Annotated in this window: 16 protein-coding genes and 1 pseudogene; 5 read left to right on the top strand and 12 right to left on the bottom strand. The window is 59.8% G+C overall.

The window, feature by feature from the left end:
* Nucleotides 1-39: 39 nt before the first annotated feature.
* Together AWU82_RS21065 and prlC are read right to left on the bottom strand one after the other, a co-directional pair.
* Nucleotides 40-330 carry a YheV family putative zinc ribbon protein gene (locus AWU82_RS21065; RefSeq protein ID WP_007953955.1) on the bottom strand — a complete coding sequence of 97 codons (291 nt, stop codon included), beginning with the start codon at nt 328-330 and terminating at the stop codon, nt 40-42.
* On the bottom strand, nt 327-2,405 hold the full coding sequence (gene prlC / locus AWU82_RS21060; protein WP_170928905.1) for an oligopeptidase A: 2,079 nt from the start codon (nt 2,403-2,405) through the stop codon (nt 327-329). Before prlC ends, AWU82_RS21065 begins: the two co-directional genes overlap by 4 nt.
* 62 nt (nt 2,406-2,467) lie before the next feature.
* On the opposite strand from prlC, the gene AWU82_RS21055 reads away from it, so the two are divergent.
* Nucleotides 2,468-3,013 carry a gamma carbonic anhydrase family protein gene (locus AWU82_RS21055; protein WP_064379538.1) on the top strand — a complete coding sequence of 182 codons (546 nt, stop codon included), beginning with the start codon at nt 2,468-2,470 and terminating at the stop codon, nt 3,011-3,013.
* A gap of 28 nt (nt 3,014-3,041) precedes the next feature.
* A complete protein-coding gene (locus AWU82_RS21050) occupies nt 3,042-3,695 on the top strand; it encodes an HAD family hydrolase (RefSeq protein ID WP_064379536.1) in 654 nt (217 codons plus the stop codon).
* 75 nt (nt 3,696-3,770) lie between these two features.
* On the opposite strand, the gene AWU82_RS21045 is transcribed toward AWU82_RS21050, so the two are convergent.
* Nucleotides 3,771-4,733, bottom strand: coding sequence for an IS110 family transposase (locus AWU82_RS21045; protein WP_064378582.1), 963 nt, complete (start codon nt 4,731-4,733; stop codon nt 3,771-3,773).
* Nucleotides 4,734-5,044: 311 nt separating this feature from the next.
* Between AWU82_RS21045 and AWU82_RS29600 the strand changes: the two are divergent.
* A pseudogene (locus AWU82_RS29600) lies at nt 5,045-5,119 on the top strand (hypothetical protein); the annotation flags it as partial.
* 87 nt (nt 5,120-5,206) lie between these two features.
* Here the strand turns inward: AWU82_RS29600 and AWU82_RS21040 are convergent.
* Nucleotides 5,207-6,432 (bottom strand): IS3 family transposase gene (locus tag AWU82_RS21040; RefSeq protein WP_371915558.1). Its coding sequence is split into 2 segments (ribosomal slippage): nt 5,207-6,081 and nt 6,081-6,432, totalling 1,227 coding nucleotides; the frame shifts between segments, so codons are not numbered across the junction.
* A gap of 111 nt (nt 6,433-6,543) precedes the next feature.
* Nucleotides 6,544-6,753, bottom strand: coding sequence for a cold-shock protein (locus AWU82_RS21035; RefSeq protein ID WP_002554837.1), 210 nt, complete (start codon nt 6,751-6,753; stop codon nt 6,544-6,546).
* A 353-nt stretch (nt 6,754-7,106) separates the two neighbouring features.
* Here AWU82_RS21035 and dcd point away from each other — a divergent pair, with 353 nt between their 5' ends.
* Entirely contained in the window at nt 7,107-7,673 is a 567-nt protein-coding gene (dcd, locus tag AWU82_RS21030; protein ID WP_007954988.1) for a dCTP deaminase, read from the top strand.
* Between the two features lie 106 nt (nt 7,674-7,779).
* Nucleotides 7,780-7,989 carry a hypothetical protein gene (locus tag AWU82_RS21025; protein ID WP_011332763.1) on the top strand — a complete coding sequence of 70 codons (210 nt, stop codon included), beginning with the start codon at nt 7,780-7,782 and terminating at the stop codon, nt 7,987-7,989.
* A gap of 39 nt (nt 7,990-8,028) precedes the next feature.
* Here AWU82_RS21025 and pdeM read toward each other — a convergent pair whose 3' ends face one another.
* From pdeM to AWU82_RS20990, 7 genes are read right to left on the bottom strand one after another with little or no spacing between them, the layout of a single operon-like run.
* On the bottom strand, nt 8,029-8,685 hold the full coding sequence (gene pdeM, locus AWU82_RS21020) for a ligase-associated DNA damage response endonuclease PdeM (protein WP_064382914.1): 657 nt from the start codon (nt 8,683-8,685) through the stop codon (nt 8,029-8,031).
* Nucleotides 8,685-11,171 (bottom strand): ligase-associated DNA damage response DEXH box helicase, encoded by a 2,487-nt coding sequence (locus tag AWU82_RS21015; RefSeq protein ID WP_064382915.1) that lies wholly within the window; start codon nt 11,169-11,171, stop codon nt 8,685-8,687. Before AWU82_RS21015 ends, pdeM begins: the two co-directional genes overlap by 1 nt.
* Before the next feature lie 59 nt (nt 11,172-11,230).
* Nucleotides 11,231-11,995 (bottom strand): ABC transporter ATP-binding protein, encoded by a 765-nt coding sequence (locus AWU82_RS21010; protein ID WP_064382916.1) that lies wholly within the window; start codon nt 11,993-11,995, stop codon nt 11,231-11,233.
* Nucleotides 11,996-12,008: 13 nt separating this feature from the next.
* The gene (locus AWU82_RS21005) at nt 12,009-13,127 is read right to left on the bottom strand and encodes a succinylglutamate desuccinylase/aspartoacylase family protein (RefSeq protein ID WP_064382917.1); all 1,119 of its coding nucleotides are present in this window, start codon (nt 13,125-13,127) and stop codon (nt 12,009-12,011) included.
* A 12-nt stretch (nt 13,128-13,139) separates the two neighbouring features.
* Nucleotides 13,140-13,850: an ABC transporter permease gene (locus AWU82_RS21000; RefSeq protein ID WP_011332767.1), complete on the bottom strand. Its 711-nt coding sequence runs from the start codon at nt 13,848-13,850 to the stop codon at nt 13,140-13,142.
* Nucleotides 13,847-14,575, bottom strand: coding sequence for an ABC transporter permease (locus AWU82_RS20995; protein WP_064382918.1), 729 nt, complete (start codon nt 14,573-14,575; stop codon nt 13,847-13,849). Before AWU82_RS20995 ends, AWU82_RS21000 begins: the two co-directional genes overlap by 4 nt.
* 56 nt (nt 14,576-14,631) lie before the next feature.
* A complete protein-coding gene (locus tag AWU82_RS20990; RefSeq protein ID WP_011332769.1) occupies nt 14,632-15,414 on the bottom strand; it encodes a transporter substrate-binding domain-containing protein in 783 nt (260 codons plus the stop codon).
* Nucleotides 15,415-15,587 lie beyond the last annotated feature (173 nt).

The raw sequence follows: 15,587 nt of genomic DNA, 5'->3' as shown, positions 1-15,587 counted from the left end.
ACCACCTTGCGCCGTGATCCGGCAAAAGGTGGTTCGGGATCAGTGTTGCTCGTCGGGCTTTTTCTTCAGCTTCGGATTCGGGAAGAACTGCACCGCCTGAACCGTTTTGTCCGGTGCAGGCTTGAGCGCGCTGGTATTGACCCGCGTGCCCAGTTCTTTCGGCACCGACAGCCCTTGGGCATTCAGCGTATCGCTGTAGCCGCACGCCACGCATTCGCGGTGTGGGACATCGTCCTCGCTCCACATCATCAGCTTGTCCGGCTCGCTGCACGCCGGGCAGACCGCCCCGGCGATAAAGCGTTTTTTGGTCTTCACGGGTGCCTCACTCATGCTGCCGCGTCCTCACTCAGGCCGCTGTGGCGCAAGAGTGCGTCAATCGACGGCTCACGGCCACGGAAGTCGACGAACAGCACCATCGGCGCCTGCGAACCTCCGCGGGCGAGGATCGCTTCGCGGAACGCGCGACCGGTGTCGGCATTGAGCACGCCGTCTTCTTCGAATTTGGAGAAGGCATCCGCCGACAGCACTTCCGCCCATTTGTAGCTGTAGTAACCCGCCGCGTAACCGCCGGCGAAGATGTGCGCGAAGCTGTTCGGGAAGCGGTTGTAGGCCGGAGGTCGCATTACCGAGACTTCGTTGCGTACGCCTTCCAGCACTTGCGCGACGCTGCGGCCGTCACCGTGGGTGGCGTGCAGTTCGAAGTCGAACAGCGAGAACTCCAGCTGACGCACCATCATCAGGCCGGACTGGAAGTTCTTCGCCGCGAGCATTTTTTCCAGCAGATCCTGCGGCAGCGGTTCGCCGGTTTCGTAGTGGCCGGAAATCAGCGCCAGACCTTCCGGCTCCCAGCACCAGTTTTCCATGAACTGGCTCGGCAGCTCGACCGCGTCCCACGCCACGCCGTTGATACCGGAAACGCCGGCATGCTCGACGCGGGTCAACAGGTGATGCAGGCCGTGGCCGAATTCGTGGAACAGGGTGGTCACTTCATCGTGGGTCAGCAGCGCAGGTTTGCCGCTGTCGGCCGGGGTGAAGTTGCAGACCAGGTTGGCTACCGGGCTTTGCAGTACGCCGTTGAGGGTGCGGCGACGGTCGCGGGCGCCGTCCATCCACGCGCCGCCACGCTTGTTGGCGCGGGCGTAGAGGTCGAAGAAGAAGCGACCGACGTGCTGGCCGTTTTCCTTGATCTCGAACAGGCGAACGTCCGGGTGCCAGGTGTCGAAGCCTTTCAGTTCGGCGATTTCGATGCCGTACAGGCGCTGAACGATGGCGAACAGACCACCCAGCACTTTGTCGATCGGGAAGTAGGCGCGCAGGGTTTCCTGAGCGACGCTGTAACGCTGTTCACGGAGTTTTTCACCGTAGAAACCGCTGTCCCAGCTTTGAAGATCGGCGCAGCCCTGCTCGGCGGCGTAAGCCTTGAGCTGTTGCAGATCCTGGGCGGCGAACGGTTTGCTGCGCTTGGCCAGGTCGCGCAGGAAACTCAGCACCTGATCGCTGGATTCAGCCATTTTTGTGGCCAGGCTCAACTCGGAGAAGCTGGAGAAACCAAGCAGTTTGGCCAGCTCCTGACGCAGGTCGAGGATTTCGTCCATCACCGGGCCGTTGTCGTTCTGGCCGGCGTTCGGGCCTTGATCCGACGCACGAGTGCAGTAGGCAGCGTAGACTTCTTCACGCAGCGCACGGTCCTGGGCGTAGGTCATCACCGCGTAGTAGCTCGGGAATTCCAGGGTGATCAGCCAGCCGTCGAGGCCTTTGGCCTGTGCGGCAGCAGCCATTTGCGCCTTGGCCGAATCAGTCAGGCCGGCGAGGGCGGCTTCGTCGGTCAGGTGCTTGGTCCAGGCCTGGGTGGCGTCGAGCAACTGGTTGGAGAAGCGGCTGCCCAGCTCGGACAGCTTGCTCTGCACTTCGGCGTAGCGTTTCTGATCGGCTTCGGGCAGGTCGATACCCGAGAGGCGGAAATCGCGCAGCGCATGTTCCAGAATGGTTTTCTGGGCCACGTCGAAACTGGCGGCCTCCGGGCTGTTGGCCAGGGCTTCATAGGCCTGGAACAGCTCGCGATTCTGGCCCATTTCGGTGGAGTAGGCGCTCAAAGCCGGCAGGCACGACTCGTAGGCTTCACGCAGTTCGGCGCTGTTGCACACGGCATTGAGGTGGCTGACCGGGCTCCAGGCAGCACCCAGGCGATCATTGAGTTCGTCCATCGCCAGCACCAGCCCGGCCCAGGTCGGGTTCTGGCCCTGGGTCTTGAGGATTTCGGCGATGGCGGCGCGGTTGTCGGCCAGGATGGTTTCGATGGCCGGCTGCACGTGTTCGGCACGGATCGCGGAGAACGGCGGCAGGTCGTAGGACTGCAGAAGAGGGTTGTTCACGCTCACGGTTGGCACCTTGGCTGGAAGAAACATGCGCCCATCTTAATTACAATCGACACCCACCGCAGCTATCGGCGACAGAGAGAGAACTAATCGTGTCCCTTCGCAAGTACCAGAATCACACCCCACGCTTGAGCCAAGGCGCTTTTGTCGACGGCTCGGCGGTGGTGATCGGCGACGTCGAAATCGGCGAAGACAGCTCCGTGTGGCCGCTGACCGTGATCCGCGGCGACATGCACCGCATCCGCATCGGCGCGCGCACCAGCGTGCAGGACGGCTGCGTGTTGCACATCACCCACGCCGGCCCGTTCAATCCGGACGGCTTTCCGCTGTTGATTGGCGATGACGTGACCATCGCCCACAAGGTGATGCTGCATGGCTGCACCGTCGGCAGCCGCGTGTTGATCGGCATGGGCAGCATCGTCATGGACGGCGCGGTGGTCGAGGACGATGTGATCATCGGCGCCGGCAGCCTGGTGCCGCCGGGCAAACGCCTGGAAAGCGGCTTTCTTTACGTGGGCAGTCCGGTAAAACAGGTCCGCCCGCTGACCGACAAGGAAAACGCCTTTTTCACCTACAGCGCGGCGAACTACGTGAAGCTCAAGGACCTGCATCTGGCTGAAGGCTACGACCAGCTCTGACTTTTCTTTCTACCGCCCGGGATTTTTCATGCATTACCAGACCGTACTGTTCGACCTTGACGGCACCCTCACCGACCCGCGTGAGGGCATCACCCGTTCCATCCAGTTCGCCTTGAGCAAACTCGGCATCGACGAGCCGGATCTGACCAGACTGGAACACTTCATCGGCCCGCCGTTGTTGCAGGCGTTCATGCAGTTTTATGGTTTCGACGAAGCCAAGGCCTGGGAGGCGGTGAATTACTACCGCGAGCGCTTCAAGGTTACCGGCCTGTACGAGAACCGGGTGTTCGACGGCGTCACGCCGTTGTTGGAAACCCTGAGCAGTCAAGGCCGGCAGCTCTATATCGCGACGTCGAAGCCTTGGGTGTTCGCCCGGGAAATCGCCCGGCACTTTGATTTCGCCAAACACTTCAAGGTGATCTACGGCAGCGAACTGGACGGCACCCGTACCAACAAGGTCGAGCTGATTGCCCACCTGATCGCCGAGGAAAGACTGGACCCGGCCAGTACGTTGATGATCGGTGACCGCAAACACGACCTGATCGGTGCTCGCAGCAACGGTCTGGATGCGGCGGCCGTGGGTTACGGTTTTGGCAGCCATGAAGAGCTGAGCGCTGAAGCACCGGCGTATCACTTCGAGACGCTGGCGGAGCTGCATCAGGCGTTTTTGCAGCGCCAGTGATATCGCCTTCACGGGCAAGCCCGCTCCCACAGGAAACCGAGTACCACTGCTGAAACACTGTCCCTGTGGGAGATTCTATGTTGCAGGGGAACCCTGCAACCTTAAATTGGGTTGGTATTCGCTCTGATTTTTCATGAGGGCGAATGCCACCCGGCAAAGCTTACGGGCGAGGATGACCAAAGCCTGAGTTCTGGCTAGACCTCTTGCCAGATAGGATTCATAGAACGGTTTCCAAACAGGGGACCGACAAGCTGCCATAGCTGCATTGTGTGCAAGACGCCGTAATTCTCCGTCACCTTTTTTGCTCAAGTGGCGAGGACTGTGTTTCTTGCCTGAGTCCTTTGCCTTCAAATCCATTCCCAGAAAGGCGATGAACGCATCGGCGCTGGCGAACTCACCTCGCATATACGTAGTTGCCAAGCCCGTTGCCGTGAGTTCACCAATCCCTTCAATCGCTTTGCAGCGTCTGATGTTTTCGCTAATGCCGGCCTCTTGGCTGACTTTGCGGAGTAATTCCTGAATGGCCTGATCAAGCTGTTTGAAATGCTCCAACCCATGGGCCAAAAGATCTTCAAGGAGAGGTTCGTTTGACCAGCTCAGCATGATACTGACTCGGGCCTTCATCAGCTGCGCACGCTTGTTAAGCAGACTTTTCAACACCGTGTAGTGCCGTGGTGGTGGGCTCCAGACCCGCAGCCGGTGCTGTTCACTGGTTAGATAACGCGCCAGAAGACGTGCATCACAAGGGTCGGTTTTTGCACGCTGACCGATGCTTTCGCGGTAATGGCTCACCCGGTAAGGGTCCACGACGTAAACCCGATGCCCCATACCATGGGCCAGTTCGGCCGTGTCCAGGTGGTAGAGATTAGTGGCTTCCAGGGCGATCGAGCTTTGTGCGGGCAAGGTCTTCAGCCAACGACCTACAGACGTGCGGTCATTGTTGATGACCTGGGTAATTTCCAGATCTTCGCGATAAACAACGATTTCGGCCTTGGCCACATCGACACCAATCACCGTTGGCGAGGTAAGGATTGTCATGACGAATCCTCGGAGCTAGGGTTTAAGAGCTTGTCGGGGTCTACCGTAGCGCTGGCTTGCCTCTATCGTCGGTTTTACCGATGAATTCCTTATCGGCGCTTTAGGTAGAAAGGGCGGGACGAGAAGTCTCCCACGGTCCGTACTGGCTAGAGTCGGAATCGAGCTTTTAGTCCCGCCCACCCCTTCAAGTCTAAACATACAAGCGAGCTTGCTCGCGATAACGGTTTCACATTCAGCAAATGTGCTGACTGATACACCGCTTTCGCGAGCAAGCTCGCTCCCACAGGGATCTTTGTATCGTTCGGGAGCCCACCCACGGCCTGAAACCGCCGCAGCCACTGGGCCTGGCCCATGTCGAGCGGATGCTCGGCGACGGTCAGCTCGACGCGTAATAACTTCGTATAGCATACATTATACGAAGTTATACGAGGATAAACCGCCGTGTCTAGTCCTGAAATAGGTTTACACCTGTTTCACCCTAACGCCCGATGCACCGCATCGGGCGTTTTGTATTTTAAGGACAGGTGCGGGCGCTCCTGGTTGTAGATCAAGATCGCCTCCCGCACCATTTGTTCTGCTTGCCCCAAGTCTGTCGGCCGGTGCAGCAAGAGCTCTGTCTTCAAGATGCCGTTGACTCGCTCTGCCAAGGCGTTTTGGTAGCAGTCGTAGCCATCAGTCATTGAGCACGTGATGCCATGCTTAGCATGGAGCTTTTGATAAAGGGCCGAGCAGTACTGCACACCTCGATCTGAGTGATGAACCAGTTTCTGGCATGTTCGACGTGTCTTCAAAGCCATGCGCAAGGCTTGAGCCACCGAGTCGGCATGTAAGCTGCCATGCACGTGATAGCCGACTATTTTTCTCGAGAAGGCATCCGTCACCAGACTCAAATAGACCGGATCGTCACGTTTGGTGGACAGATAAGTGATATCGGCCACCCAGACCTGTTCCGGACCGGTAGCGACAACTTGCGACGGGCCTGGTTTGAGCAGATTGGGATGGCAGCGGAAGTGATGATGACTGTCGGTCGTTTTGTGATAAGCCCGTTTCCTGCGGACCAGTTGGCGGTTATCACGCAAGACCGCCAATAACCGATCGCGGCCGACATGCAGCTCCTGTTTCTCACGCTCGGCGTGCATCAACGAGTGCAATTTGCGGGCGCCAATGCAGGGTTGGCGTACTCGGATTGTCTGCACAAACTGGATGAGTTTCTGATCTTGCTCGATGCGAGTCCGATAGACGCGATTACGTTTGTAAAAGGCTTGGCGACTGATCCCCATAAACTGGCAAGCCCTGCTGACACTCAGGGTTTGGGTTTGCGCAACGACTTGCCGGGCCGCTTTTTTACGACAGAGACGCCGTAGTCGTTCTTCAGTACATCCACCACGTCTTCAAAAAACTTGGCTTTCTGATTCGCCAGCGCCAACTGCTCCTCAAGCTCTTTGATTCTCTGCTCGGGAGTTAAGGGCAAAGTGGGCTCGTCCATCGGTCGGGTCCTTTGGGAACGAATGGAGGCGCCTTGGCTCCAGTCTTGCCGACCATGCTTGCGTAACCAAACCAACACCGTCGACCGACCCTGAATTCCGTAGCGCCGTTGAGCCTCTTTATAACTCAACTCGCCTTTTTCGACTTGGTCGACAACCGACAATTTAAAAGTCAGCGTGTAATCGCGTTGACTGCGTTTTGCGCCCGAATCCATTGCACCCTCCTGATAAGAAGCCAGAAGGTGTAAACCTTATTCAGGACGAGACAACGCCCACAAAAAAGCCCCGCTTTTGAGGGCGGGGCCTTTTTCTAAAGAAGCTACAAGTTAGATAACTTGTACTTCTTCAGCTTGCATGCCTTTCTGACCGCGGGTAGCGATGAAAGAAACCTGTTGGCCTTCTTTCAGGCTTTTGAAGCCGTCGGATTGGATAGCTTTGAAGTGAACGAACAGGTCGTCACCGGATTGTGGGGTGATGAAGCCGAAGCCTTTTTCATCGTTGAACCACTTAACGGTACCGGTTTGGCGATTAGACATGGTGTAACTCCTTGAACAAAGATAACTGCGACTCAGGAAGAACCCTGGCCGAGACTGAGTGCAAAGAGCAGGAAAAATTCTTGTAGATGGTTGGATCGAAATTCAACATATCGTGTAGAGATTCTCAGTGACACAAGCAGCACAGTGGCGCCACCTTAACCCTTTTTCCGGAACGTGCCAATGCTTCTTGCGAAGGTTTCTCTGTTTTAGGGATCGACGGTGTGACGGTTCGTCGCCAGGCCGCGTAATTCCTGCACGTTCGCCGAGATTTGCAGCGCGGACTTTGAACCCGGCGGCGCGCCCGGTAAGATGCCGGACAGATTTTTTCCACCTCGCTATTCAGGACACCCGCCATGAGCATCAAATCGGACAAGTGGATTCGCCGCATGGCGCAGGAACACGGCATGATCGAGCCGTTCGTCGAGCGCCAGGTACGTGGCAGCGACGACAGCCGTGTGATCTCCTACGGTGTGTCGAGCTACGGCTACGATGTGCGTTGCACCAATCATTTCAAGGTGTTCACCAACATCAATTCGGCCATCGTCGATCCGAAAAACTTCGACGCCGGCAGTTTTGTCGACGTCCACAGCGATGTCTGCATCATTCCGCCGAACTCCTTCGCCCTGGCCACGACCGTTGAATACTTCCGTATTCCACGCAACGTCCTGACCATCTGCCTGGGCAAGAGCACTTACGCCCGTTGCGGCATCATCGTCAACGTCACCCCGCTCGAGCCCGAGTGGGAAGGCCAGGTGACCCTGGAGTTCTCCAACACTACCAACCTGCCGGCGAAGATCTACGCCAACGAAGGCGTGGCGCAGATGCTGTTCCTCGAATCCGACGAGGAATGCGAAGTCTCCTACAAGGATCGCGCCGGCAAGTACCAGGGCCAGCGTGGCGTGACCCTGCCGCGTACCTGATCCGTCCATCCGGCAGTTACCGGGAATTCTTCGGCGGGTAGACACTCTATGAGGTGTACTGCCCGTTTCGCGAACAGCGGGACGGGCCTTCGCCGAGGAGTGCTCCATGAAGATCGATCCGCAAATCACTGCCGAACTGGCAAGGCTCGAGCCCAATCAGGTTGGCGTAATGGCCTGGTCGTTGCTGGCACACCCACCCATCACCACGGCCGGCGGAATCCCTCACCAGCCCGATCCCGATACCCCCAACGAAGAACCGACCGAGCCCGGCGAACCGACGTTGCCGGACAAACCGCCACCCGCGCCCGTCGCTTGATTGAATGCATGGCCCGTCGGCTGAATCCTGAACAGGACTTCAGCCGACGGGCCATATTTCGTTGTCGCCAATGACAAAGATCCGACAGCTGTCTTCCTTCTCCACCGGGTAACCTCCGGTAAAGGCGCCGAAGGCCGGCAGCAGGCTGATGCGTTCTCCTAGCCTGAAACACGCCAGCCGCAAACGCTGACGCCCCTTGCCGATCAATCGATAAACCGGGTGTACGTGCCCTGCGAGGACGTGCCGCTCAGGGTGCGGATCCGGCTCGTGTTGCAACGCGAAGGGCCCTAGCAGCAACGGCTCTGGCACCACCCGGATGTTCAGCGCTAGCGGCGGATCGCCCGCCCGCTTGTCGTGATTGCCGCGAATCAGCGTCATCGGCAGGTCGGCATGACGCGCCCGCCACTGCGCCAAAGCCTGCAACGTGTCGGGGGCGTGGGAGCCAGGTCCGTGCAGAAAGTCCCCCAGAAAGATCAGTTGCCGACACGGCAGCTTCGCCAGCAATTGCTCGATCACCGCGATATTGCTCGTCGTAGTGCCCTGCGGCACCGGTTGGCCAAGTCGACGATAAGCGGCCGCCTTGCCGAAATGCACGTCGGCAATCAGCAGCGCCTGTTGCGCCGGCCAGTACAGCGCCTTTTCCGGCAGCAACCAGAGTTCTTCGCCTGCCAGACGCACGGGGTAGGGCGCGTTCATCAGGATCGGCCTGTGTCGGCGGTTTTCTCCAGATCGCCGACCATGCGCCGGATCCGGTCGGCAAGTTTTTCCGAACTCATGCTTTCGCGCATGCGCTCCACCAGCAATGGAAAGCCGAGCGGTGTCGGACGTTTGATCAGGTGCATGTCCAGTTTCATCCGGTTGATTCGCTCCAGTGTCTGTTCCAGTCGTCGTATATCCAGTTCTTCCCGCAGGACTTCTTCCCCGGCCTGGGCCAGTAGCAGGTTGTCGGCGTCGTATTGTTTGAACACTTCAAAAAACAGCCCACTGGAGGCCTGCACCTGACGGGTGCTTTTCGGCGCACCGGGGTAGCCGGCGAACACCAGGCCGGCAATCCGCGCAATTTCCCGAAACCTGCGCAGCGCCAGTTCGCCCGCGTTGAGGCTGGCGAGTACATCGCGCAATAAATCCTCGGGACTGAGCAGGGCATCATCCAGCTGTACAGACCAGTCAACGGGCGTGGCGCTGAGCAGTTCCAGTCCGTAATCGTTGACCGCAATCGAGAAGGTCACAGGCAAGCGCTGACTGACCCGCCACGCCAGCAGGCTGGCCAGCCCCAGATGCACCTGGCGTCCGGCAAACGGGTAGAGGAAAAGGTGCCAGCCTTCGCGGGATTTCAGCACTTCGGCCAGTAGGTTGTTGTCTGTCGGCAGGCCCGACCAGCGCATCTGTGTTTCCAGCAGCGGGCGCAAGGCGTGCATTTCCGGGCCGGCAAACTCACCGTGTGCCGCCGCGCTGAAGCGGCTGACCACGGCTTCGGCCAATTCATTGGAGAGCGGCATGCGCCCGCCATTCCAGCGCGGTACGGCGGCTTTTTTTGCGGTGCTGCGTTTGACGTAGGCGGTCATGTTTTCCACCCGCACCAGTTCCAGCAAGCGCCCGGCGAACAGAAAACCATCACCGGGTTTCAGGCGTGCGATGAAGCTTTCTTCCACGCTGCCCAGTTGTTTGCCGCCACCGCCCTTGCTCCAGAATTTCAGGTGAATGCTGGCATCGCTGACGATGGTGCCGATGCTCATCCGATGGCGGCGCGCCAGTCGCGCATCGGGAACGCGCCAGATCCCGTGCTCATCCGGCTCGACCCGGCGGTAATCCGGGTACGCCGTCAGCGACATCCCGCCGTGGCGTACGAACGCCAGCGCCCAGGCCCAGTCTGCTGGTGTCAGGTCGCGATAGGCCCAGGCACCACGGACTTCTTCGTACAGCTCATCGGGAACAAAGCCACCGCCCAGGGCCATGCTGACCAGATGCTGCACCAGCACATCCAGCGGTTTGTGCGGGGACAGTCGCGGTTCGATCCGCCGCTGTGCCACGGCATCGCCAGCGGCCGCAGCTTCGATCAGCTCCAGGCTGTGGGTCGGCACCAGGGTGACCCGCGACGTTCTACCGGGCGCATGGCCCGAACGCCCGGCACGCTGCATCAGTCGTGCCACGCCTTTGGCCGAGCCGATCTGCAGTACACGCTCCACCGGGAGGAAATCCACCCCCAGATCCAGGCTTGAGGTGCAGACCACAGCTTTGAGTTGACCGTTCTTCAGCGCCTGCTCGACCCAGTCGCGGGTGTCGCGGGACAGAGAGCTGTGGTGCAGGGCAATCAAACCGGCCCAGTCCGGCCGCGCTTCCAGCAAGGCCTGATACCAGATTTCCGATTGCGCCCGGGTGTTGGTGAACACCAGGCTGCTGGCGCAGACGTCCAGTTCGGCGACCACCTGCGGCAACATCTTCAAGCCGATATGCCCGGCCCAGGGAAATCGTTCGATGGCCGGTGGGAGCAGGGTATCGACCTTGAGCGACTTTTCGCTTTGCCCCTGAATACTCACGCCGCCGCCCTGTGGGATCAGCACCTGTTCGGCGTGGGACTGATTGCCGAGCGTCGCGGAAACGCCCCAGACGATCAGCCCCGGCTGCCAGCGCCGTAGCCGGGCGAGGGCCAGTTGCAATTGCACGCCGCGCTTGTTGCCGAGCAATTCGTGCCACTCATCCACCACGACCATACGCAGCGTCGACAGCGCCGTTTGCGCGTCGGCCCGGGCGAGCATCAGGGTCAGGCTTTCCGGGGTGGTGATCAGCGTGGTGGGCAGGCGCCGGTTCTGCCGGGCGCGTTCGCTGCTGCCGGTGTCGCCAGTGCGCAGGCCGACGCTCCAGGGAATCTGCAGATCGTCCAGCGGCGCTTGCAGGGCGCGCGCGGTGTCGGCAGCCAGCGCGCGCATGGGGGTGATCCACAAGACTGTCAGCGGTTCGGCGGGCGGTTTGCGTTTACGGGTGGTTTCAGCAACAGACCTGGAGCGGGCAAACCGATTGAGCGCGGCAAACCACACCGCGTAGGTTTTACCGGCGCCGGTGCTGGCGTGCAGCAGGCCGGATTCGCCACGCTTTACCGCGGCCCACACCTGTTTTTGAAAGGCGAAAGGCTTCCAGTCGCGGGCGCTGAACCAGTATTTGGCGAAGTCGGTGGAAGTGCCCATGCCGGCGACGTGTGCTCTGAAGGTGTTCCTTCAATGACCGCGCCGGCCGGGCAATAGTTTTACTTGAGATTGCCGCTGAGGAATTGCTTCAGGCGTTCGCTTTTCGGATTGCCCAGCACTTCTTCGGGTGCGCCTTCTTCTTCCACCAGCCCCTGATGCAGGAACAGCACCTGGCTCGAGACCTTGCGCGCAAAGCTCATTTCATGGGTGACCATGATCATGGTCCGGCCTTCTTCGGCCAGGCCCTGAATCACCTTGAGCACTTCGCCGACCAGCTCCGGGTCAAGTGCCGAAGTCGGTTCGTCGAACAGCATGACCTCTGGTTCCATCGCCAAGGCCCGGGCGATGGCCACGCGCTGTTGCTGACCGCCGGAGAGAAACGCCGGGTACTGATCGGCCACCCGTGCCGGCAGGCCGACCTTTTCCAGATAACGCCGGGCGCGGTCGTCGGCTTCCTGTTTGCTGCAGCCCAGCACCCGGCGCGGGGCCATGGTGATGTTTTCCAGCACGGTCATGTGGCTCCACAGGTTGAAATGCTGAAACACCATCGCCAGCCGGGTGCGCAGGCGTTGCAGTTCATTGGGGTCGGCGACGTGCATGCCGTGGCGGTCGGTGACCATGCGGATCGCCTGGCCATCGAGGCTCATCGCGCCGTCGTTGGGTTGTTCGAGAAAGTTGATGCAGCGCAAAAAGGTGCTTTTGCCCGAGCCGCTGGCGCCGATCAGGCTGATCACGTCACCGGTCCTGGCCTTGAGCGACACGCCTTTGAGCACCTGATGGTCGCCATAGCTTTTGTGCAGGCCTTCAACGGTCAATTTGTACATGGGACAGGCATCCTCAAGGCGAAAGTAGATAGCCGCTGCGATAGGCTTCGGCGCCCGCGACGTGGGCGATCACCATCCCGGCGGTGGCCATGCGCCGCAGCGAGCGGGCATAGAGCAGACCGGAAGCGGTGCAATGGACTGGTGTGACCCGGTCGTTGATCGGGTCGATGACTTCGGCGATTTTCTGCCCGGCTTCCAGAAGCTGGCCGGGCGTGGCGGTGTAGACGAGCAGGCCGCCGACGGGAGTGGCCACCGGTTCTACGCCGGCCAAAGGTGTGGCGGGATGTGGCAGGGCTGGCAAGGCTTTGGGTTCGCCGACGATGGCGCCGAAATGAATCAGGTAATCGATCAGCGCCTGGCAATCGCGACTGGCCAGCGGATGGGTGACATCCCCCTGGCCACGCAACTCGACGGTGACCGAAAAGCTGCCGAGCGGAATCTCGAAGTGTTCGCCGAAGCGCTCCTTCAATTGCCACCACAGCAGGGTGAAGCACTCGTCGAACGACTGGCCGCCGGAGTCGGTGGCCAACAGGCTCGCCTGGGATTCGATGTAGCGCGCCAGCGGCTCGACCTGCGGCCAAGCCTCGGGCGTTGTGTAGAGGTGAACCACGGATTCGAAATCGCAATGCAGGTCGAGCACCATGTCCGCATCGCAGGCCAGCCGTTGCAGGGTCAGGCGCTGGGATTGCAGTTGGGTGCTGGCGGTCTGGCGGGCGAGGGCATTGCGCAGGCTGGCGCGGATCAGCTCAAGGTTGCGCTGCGGGTCGTCGCACAGCTGTGTTTCGATCTCGTTGCCGATTTCCTCGCTGAGGTCGACGAACCAGCGGTTGAAGTTCTGCCCGCTCTCCAATTCGTAGCGGCCCAGCGGCACATCCATCAGCACCTGTTCGAGGCCGACCGGGTTGGCCACCGGCACCAGCACGATTTCGCTGCGCAGGCGGCCGGCGGCTTCCAGCTCCGCCAGGCGCTGTTTGAGGTGCCAGGCCACGAGCATGCCGGGCAGTTCGTCGGCGTGCAGCGAAGACTGGATGTAGATCTTGCCCTGGGCCTTGTCCGGGCCAAAGTGAAAACTGTGGATCTGTCGTGCGGTCCCCGGCAGCGGGGCCAGCAGGTCGTGTATCTGATGACGCATCTCTAATGGGTCCTAGTGGGTCGGGCCGAGGAAGGCCAGCCATCGGCGTTCGGCAAGGCGGAACAGGCCGACCAGCGCAAAGGTGATGGTCAGGTAGATCAGCGCGGCGATGCCGAACGACTGAAAGGTCAGGAAGGTCGCCGAGTTGGCGTCCCGCGCGACTTTCAGGATGTCGGGGATGGTCGCGGTGAAGGCCACGGTGGTCGAGTGCAGCATCAGGATCACTTCGTTGCTGTAGTACGGCAACGAACGGCGCAGCGCCGACGGCATGATCACGTAGGCATACAGCTTCCAGCCGGTCAGCCCGTAGGCCTTGGCCGCTTCGACTTCACCGTGGTTCATGCTGCGGATCGCCCCGGCGAAAATCTCCGTGGTGTAGGCGCAAGTGTTGAGGGCGAAGGCCAGGATCGTGCAGTTCATCGCATCGCGAAAGAAACTGTCGAGCAGCGGCTGCGCGCGCACGGCGGCCAGGCTGTAGATCCCGGTGTAGCAGATCAGCAGCTGGATATAGAGCGGCGTGCCACGGAACAGGTAGGTGTAGAACTGCACCGGCCAGCGAATGTAGAAGTGCGGCGAGACCCGGGCGATCGACAGCGGAATCGACACGATGAAGCCGAAGAAGATCGAGGCGCTGAGCAGCCACATCGTCATCGCAAGACCAGTGATGTTCTGACCGTCGGTATAAAGGAAGGCTTTCCAGTATTCCTGCAGGAGTTCGATCATCGTACGGCCTCCCTTGCACCGGCGGCGTAGCGGCGTTCGAGCCAGCGCAGGATGAAGTTCGAGGCACTGGTGATGAGCAGGTAAATCAACGCGGCGAGCACCAGGAAGTAAAACAGCTGATAGGTGCTCTTGCCGGCGTCCTGTGCGGCCTTGACCAGATCGGCCAGGCCGATGATCGAAACCAGCGCGGTGGCCTTGAGCATCACCATCCAGTTGTTGCCGATGCCCGGCAGGGCGAAGCGCATCATTTGCGGGAACACCACGAAGCGAAAGCGCTGGCCGCGCTTGAGACCATAGGCGGTGGCGGCTTCGACCTGGCCGCGCGGCACGGCAAGAATCGCCCCGCGAAAGGTTTCAGTGAAGTACGCGCCGTAAATGAAGCCCAGGGTCAGGACCCCGGCGCTGAACGGGTCGATCTCGATGTATTCCCATTCCAGGTAATCGGTGAGCGTCGTCAGCCAGGTTTGCAGGCTGTAGAAGATCAGCAGCATCAGCACCAGGTCGGGCACCCCGCGAATCAGCGTGGTGTAGAGCTGGGCGGGCAGGCGCAGCAGTTTGATTTTTGACAGCTTGGCACTGGCGCCGAGCAGGCCGAGCAACACGGCCACCAGCAGCGACAACGCCGACAATTTGATGGTCATCCAGGTGCCTTCCAACAGCAACAGGCCAAAGCCCTTGAGGCTGAAGGCGGAGAGCCCCAGATGTTGTAAGAGGGTTTCGAACATAAATCAGCAACCTGACTGAATGAAAAAGGCGCCCATCGAGGATGGGCGCCGGGGCATTATTTGCCGCTGTACAGATTCAGATCGCCAAAGTGTTTCTTTTGAATCTCGGCGTATTTGCCGTCATCGTGTAACGCTTTGATACCTTTATCCAAAAGCGCTTTCAGCTCGGTGTTACCTTTCTTAATACCGACAGCGGTCTTGGCTGGCAGCAAGTGGTTGTCGACCGGCTTGCTGACTTCATAATCAGCGCCTTGCGGCGACTTCAGAAAGCCCAGTTCGGCCTGCAACATGTCCTGAATGCCCGCATCGAGACGGCCCGAGGTCAGGTCGGAATACACCTGGTCCTGATTTTGATAGGCCTGGGTTTTCACGCCGGCCTTGTCCAGCACGGCTTTGGCATAGGCTTCCTGGATGGTGCCTTGCTCGTAGCCGACGGTTTTGCCTTTCAGGGAAGCGACGTCGTCGGTGATGCCCGAACCTTTTTTCGACACGTAGGCCGTCGGGCCGGAGAACAGCTCGCTGGAGAAGTCGATGACTTTTTCGCGGGCTTCGGTAACGGTCATCGACGAGATCACACCGTCGAATTTATTGGCCTTGAGGCCCGGAATCATGCCGTCGAAGTCACTTTCAACCCATTTGCACTTGACCTTCAGCTCGGCGCAGATCGCGTTGCCCAGATCGATGTCGAAGCCAACCAGGCTGCCGTCTGCCGCTTTCGACTCGAACGGTGCGTAGGAAGGGTCAACGCCAAACCGCAGTTCTTTGTATTCCTTGGCCAGCGCGGAGCCGGCGGCCATGCACAACGCCAGTGCAGAAAGGGTCAGCAATGCTTTTTTCATTATTCAATCCCTAAGAACCAATATGAGCGCTTGTGGCGCGGAATGATTGTTACTGGAGCGCTTACGACTTATAGAAAGTAGCAATTTCCGAACCAGAGTCCCGAACAAGTGTTTTAAAAGGTGCAGCAAGTGCATGCCGGGGCCGGTCAGTGCACGAAAACGGGCGCACCGCA

It is taken from the genome of Pseudomonas glycinae (assembly GCF_001594225.2).
Lineage (GTDB): Bacteria > Pseudomonadota > Gammaproteobacteria > Pseudomonadales > Pseudomonadaceae > Aquipseudomonas > Aquipseudomonas glycinae.
Note: the sequence above shows the minus strand (reverse complement) of the source record. Positions and strands in the feature narration are given on the sequence as shown.

Excerpts from the sequence above, each read along its gene's own strand:
- AWU82_RS21015 (WP_064382915.1), bottom strand. The coding sequence starts at position 11,171 with ATGGGCACTTCCACCGACTTCGCCAAATACTGGTTCAGCGCCCGCGAC.
- AWU82_RS21010 (WP_064382916.1), bottom strand. The coding sequence starts at position 11,995 with ATGTACAAATTGACCGTTGAAGGCCTGCACAAAAGCTATGGCGACCAT.
- AWU82_RS21050 (WP_064379536.1), top strand. The coding sequence starts at position 3,042 with ATGCATTACCAGACCGTACTGTTCGACCTTGACGGCACCCTCACCGAC.
- prlC (WP_170928905.1), bottom strand. The coding sequence starts at position 2,405 with ATGTTTCTTCCAGCCAAGGTGCCAACCGTGAGCGTGAACAACCCTCTT.
- dcd (WP_007954988.1), top strand. The coding sequence starts at position 7,107 with ATGAGCATCAAATCGGACAAGTGGATTCGCCGCATGGCGCAGGAACAC.
- AWU82_RS20990 (WP_011332769.1), bottom strand. The coding sequence starts at position 15,414 with ATGAAAAAAGCATTGCTGACCCTTTCTGCACTGGCGTTGTGCATGGCC.
- AWU82_RS21000 (WP_011332767.1), bottom strand. The coding sequence starts at position 13,850 with ATGATCGAACTCCTGCAGGAATACTGGAAAGCCTTCCTTTATACCGAC.
- AWU82_RS21035 (WP_002554837.1), bottom strand. The coding sequence starts at position 6,753 with ATGTCTAATCGCCAAACCGGTACCGTTAAGTGGTTCAACGATGAAAAA.
- AWU82_RS21045 (WP_064378582.1), bottom strand. The coding sequence starts at position 4,733 with ATGACAATCCTTACCTCGCCAACGGTGATTGGTGTCGATGTGGCCAAG.
- AWU82_RS21005 (WP_064382917.1), bottom strand. The coding sequence starts at position 13,127 with ATGCGTCATCAGATACACGACCTGCTGGCCCCGCTGCCGGGGACCGCA.
- AWU82_RS21065 (WP_007953955.1), bottom strand. The coding sequence starts at position 330 with ATGAGTGAGGCACCCGTGAAGACCAAAAAACGCTTTATCGCCGGGGCG.
- AWU82_RS20995 (WP_064382918.1), bottom strand. The coding sequence starts at position 14,575 with ATGTTCGAAACCCTCTTACAACATCTGGGGCTCTCCGCCTTCAGCCTC.
- pdeM (WP_064382914.1), bottom strand. The coding sequence starts at position 8,685 with ATGAACGCGCCCTACCCCGTGCGTCTGGCAGGCGAAGAACTCTGGTTG.
- AWU82_RS21025 (WP_011332763.1), top strand. The coding sequence starts at position 7,780 with ATGAAGATCGATCCGCAAATCACTGCCGAACTGGCAAGGCTCGAGCCC.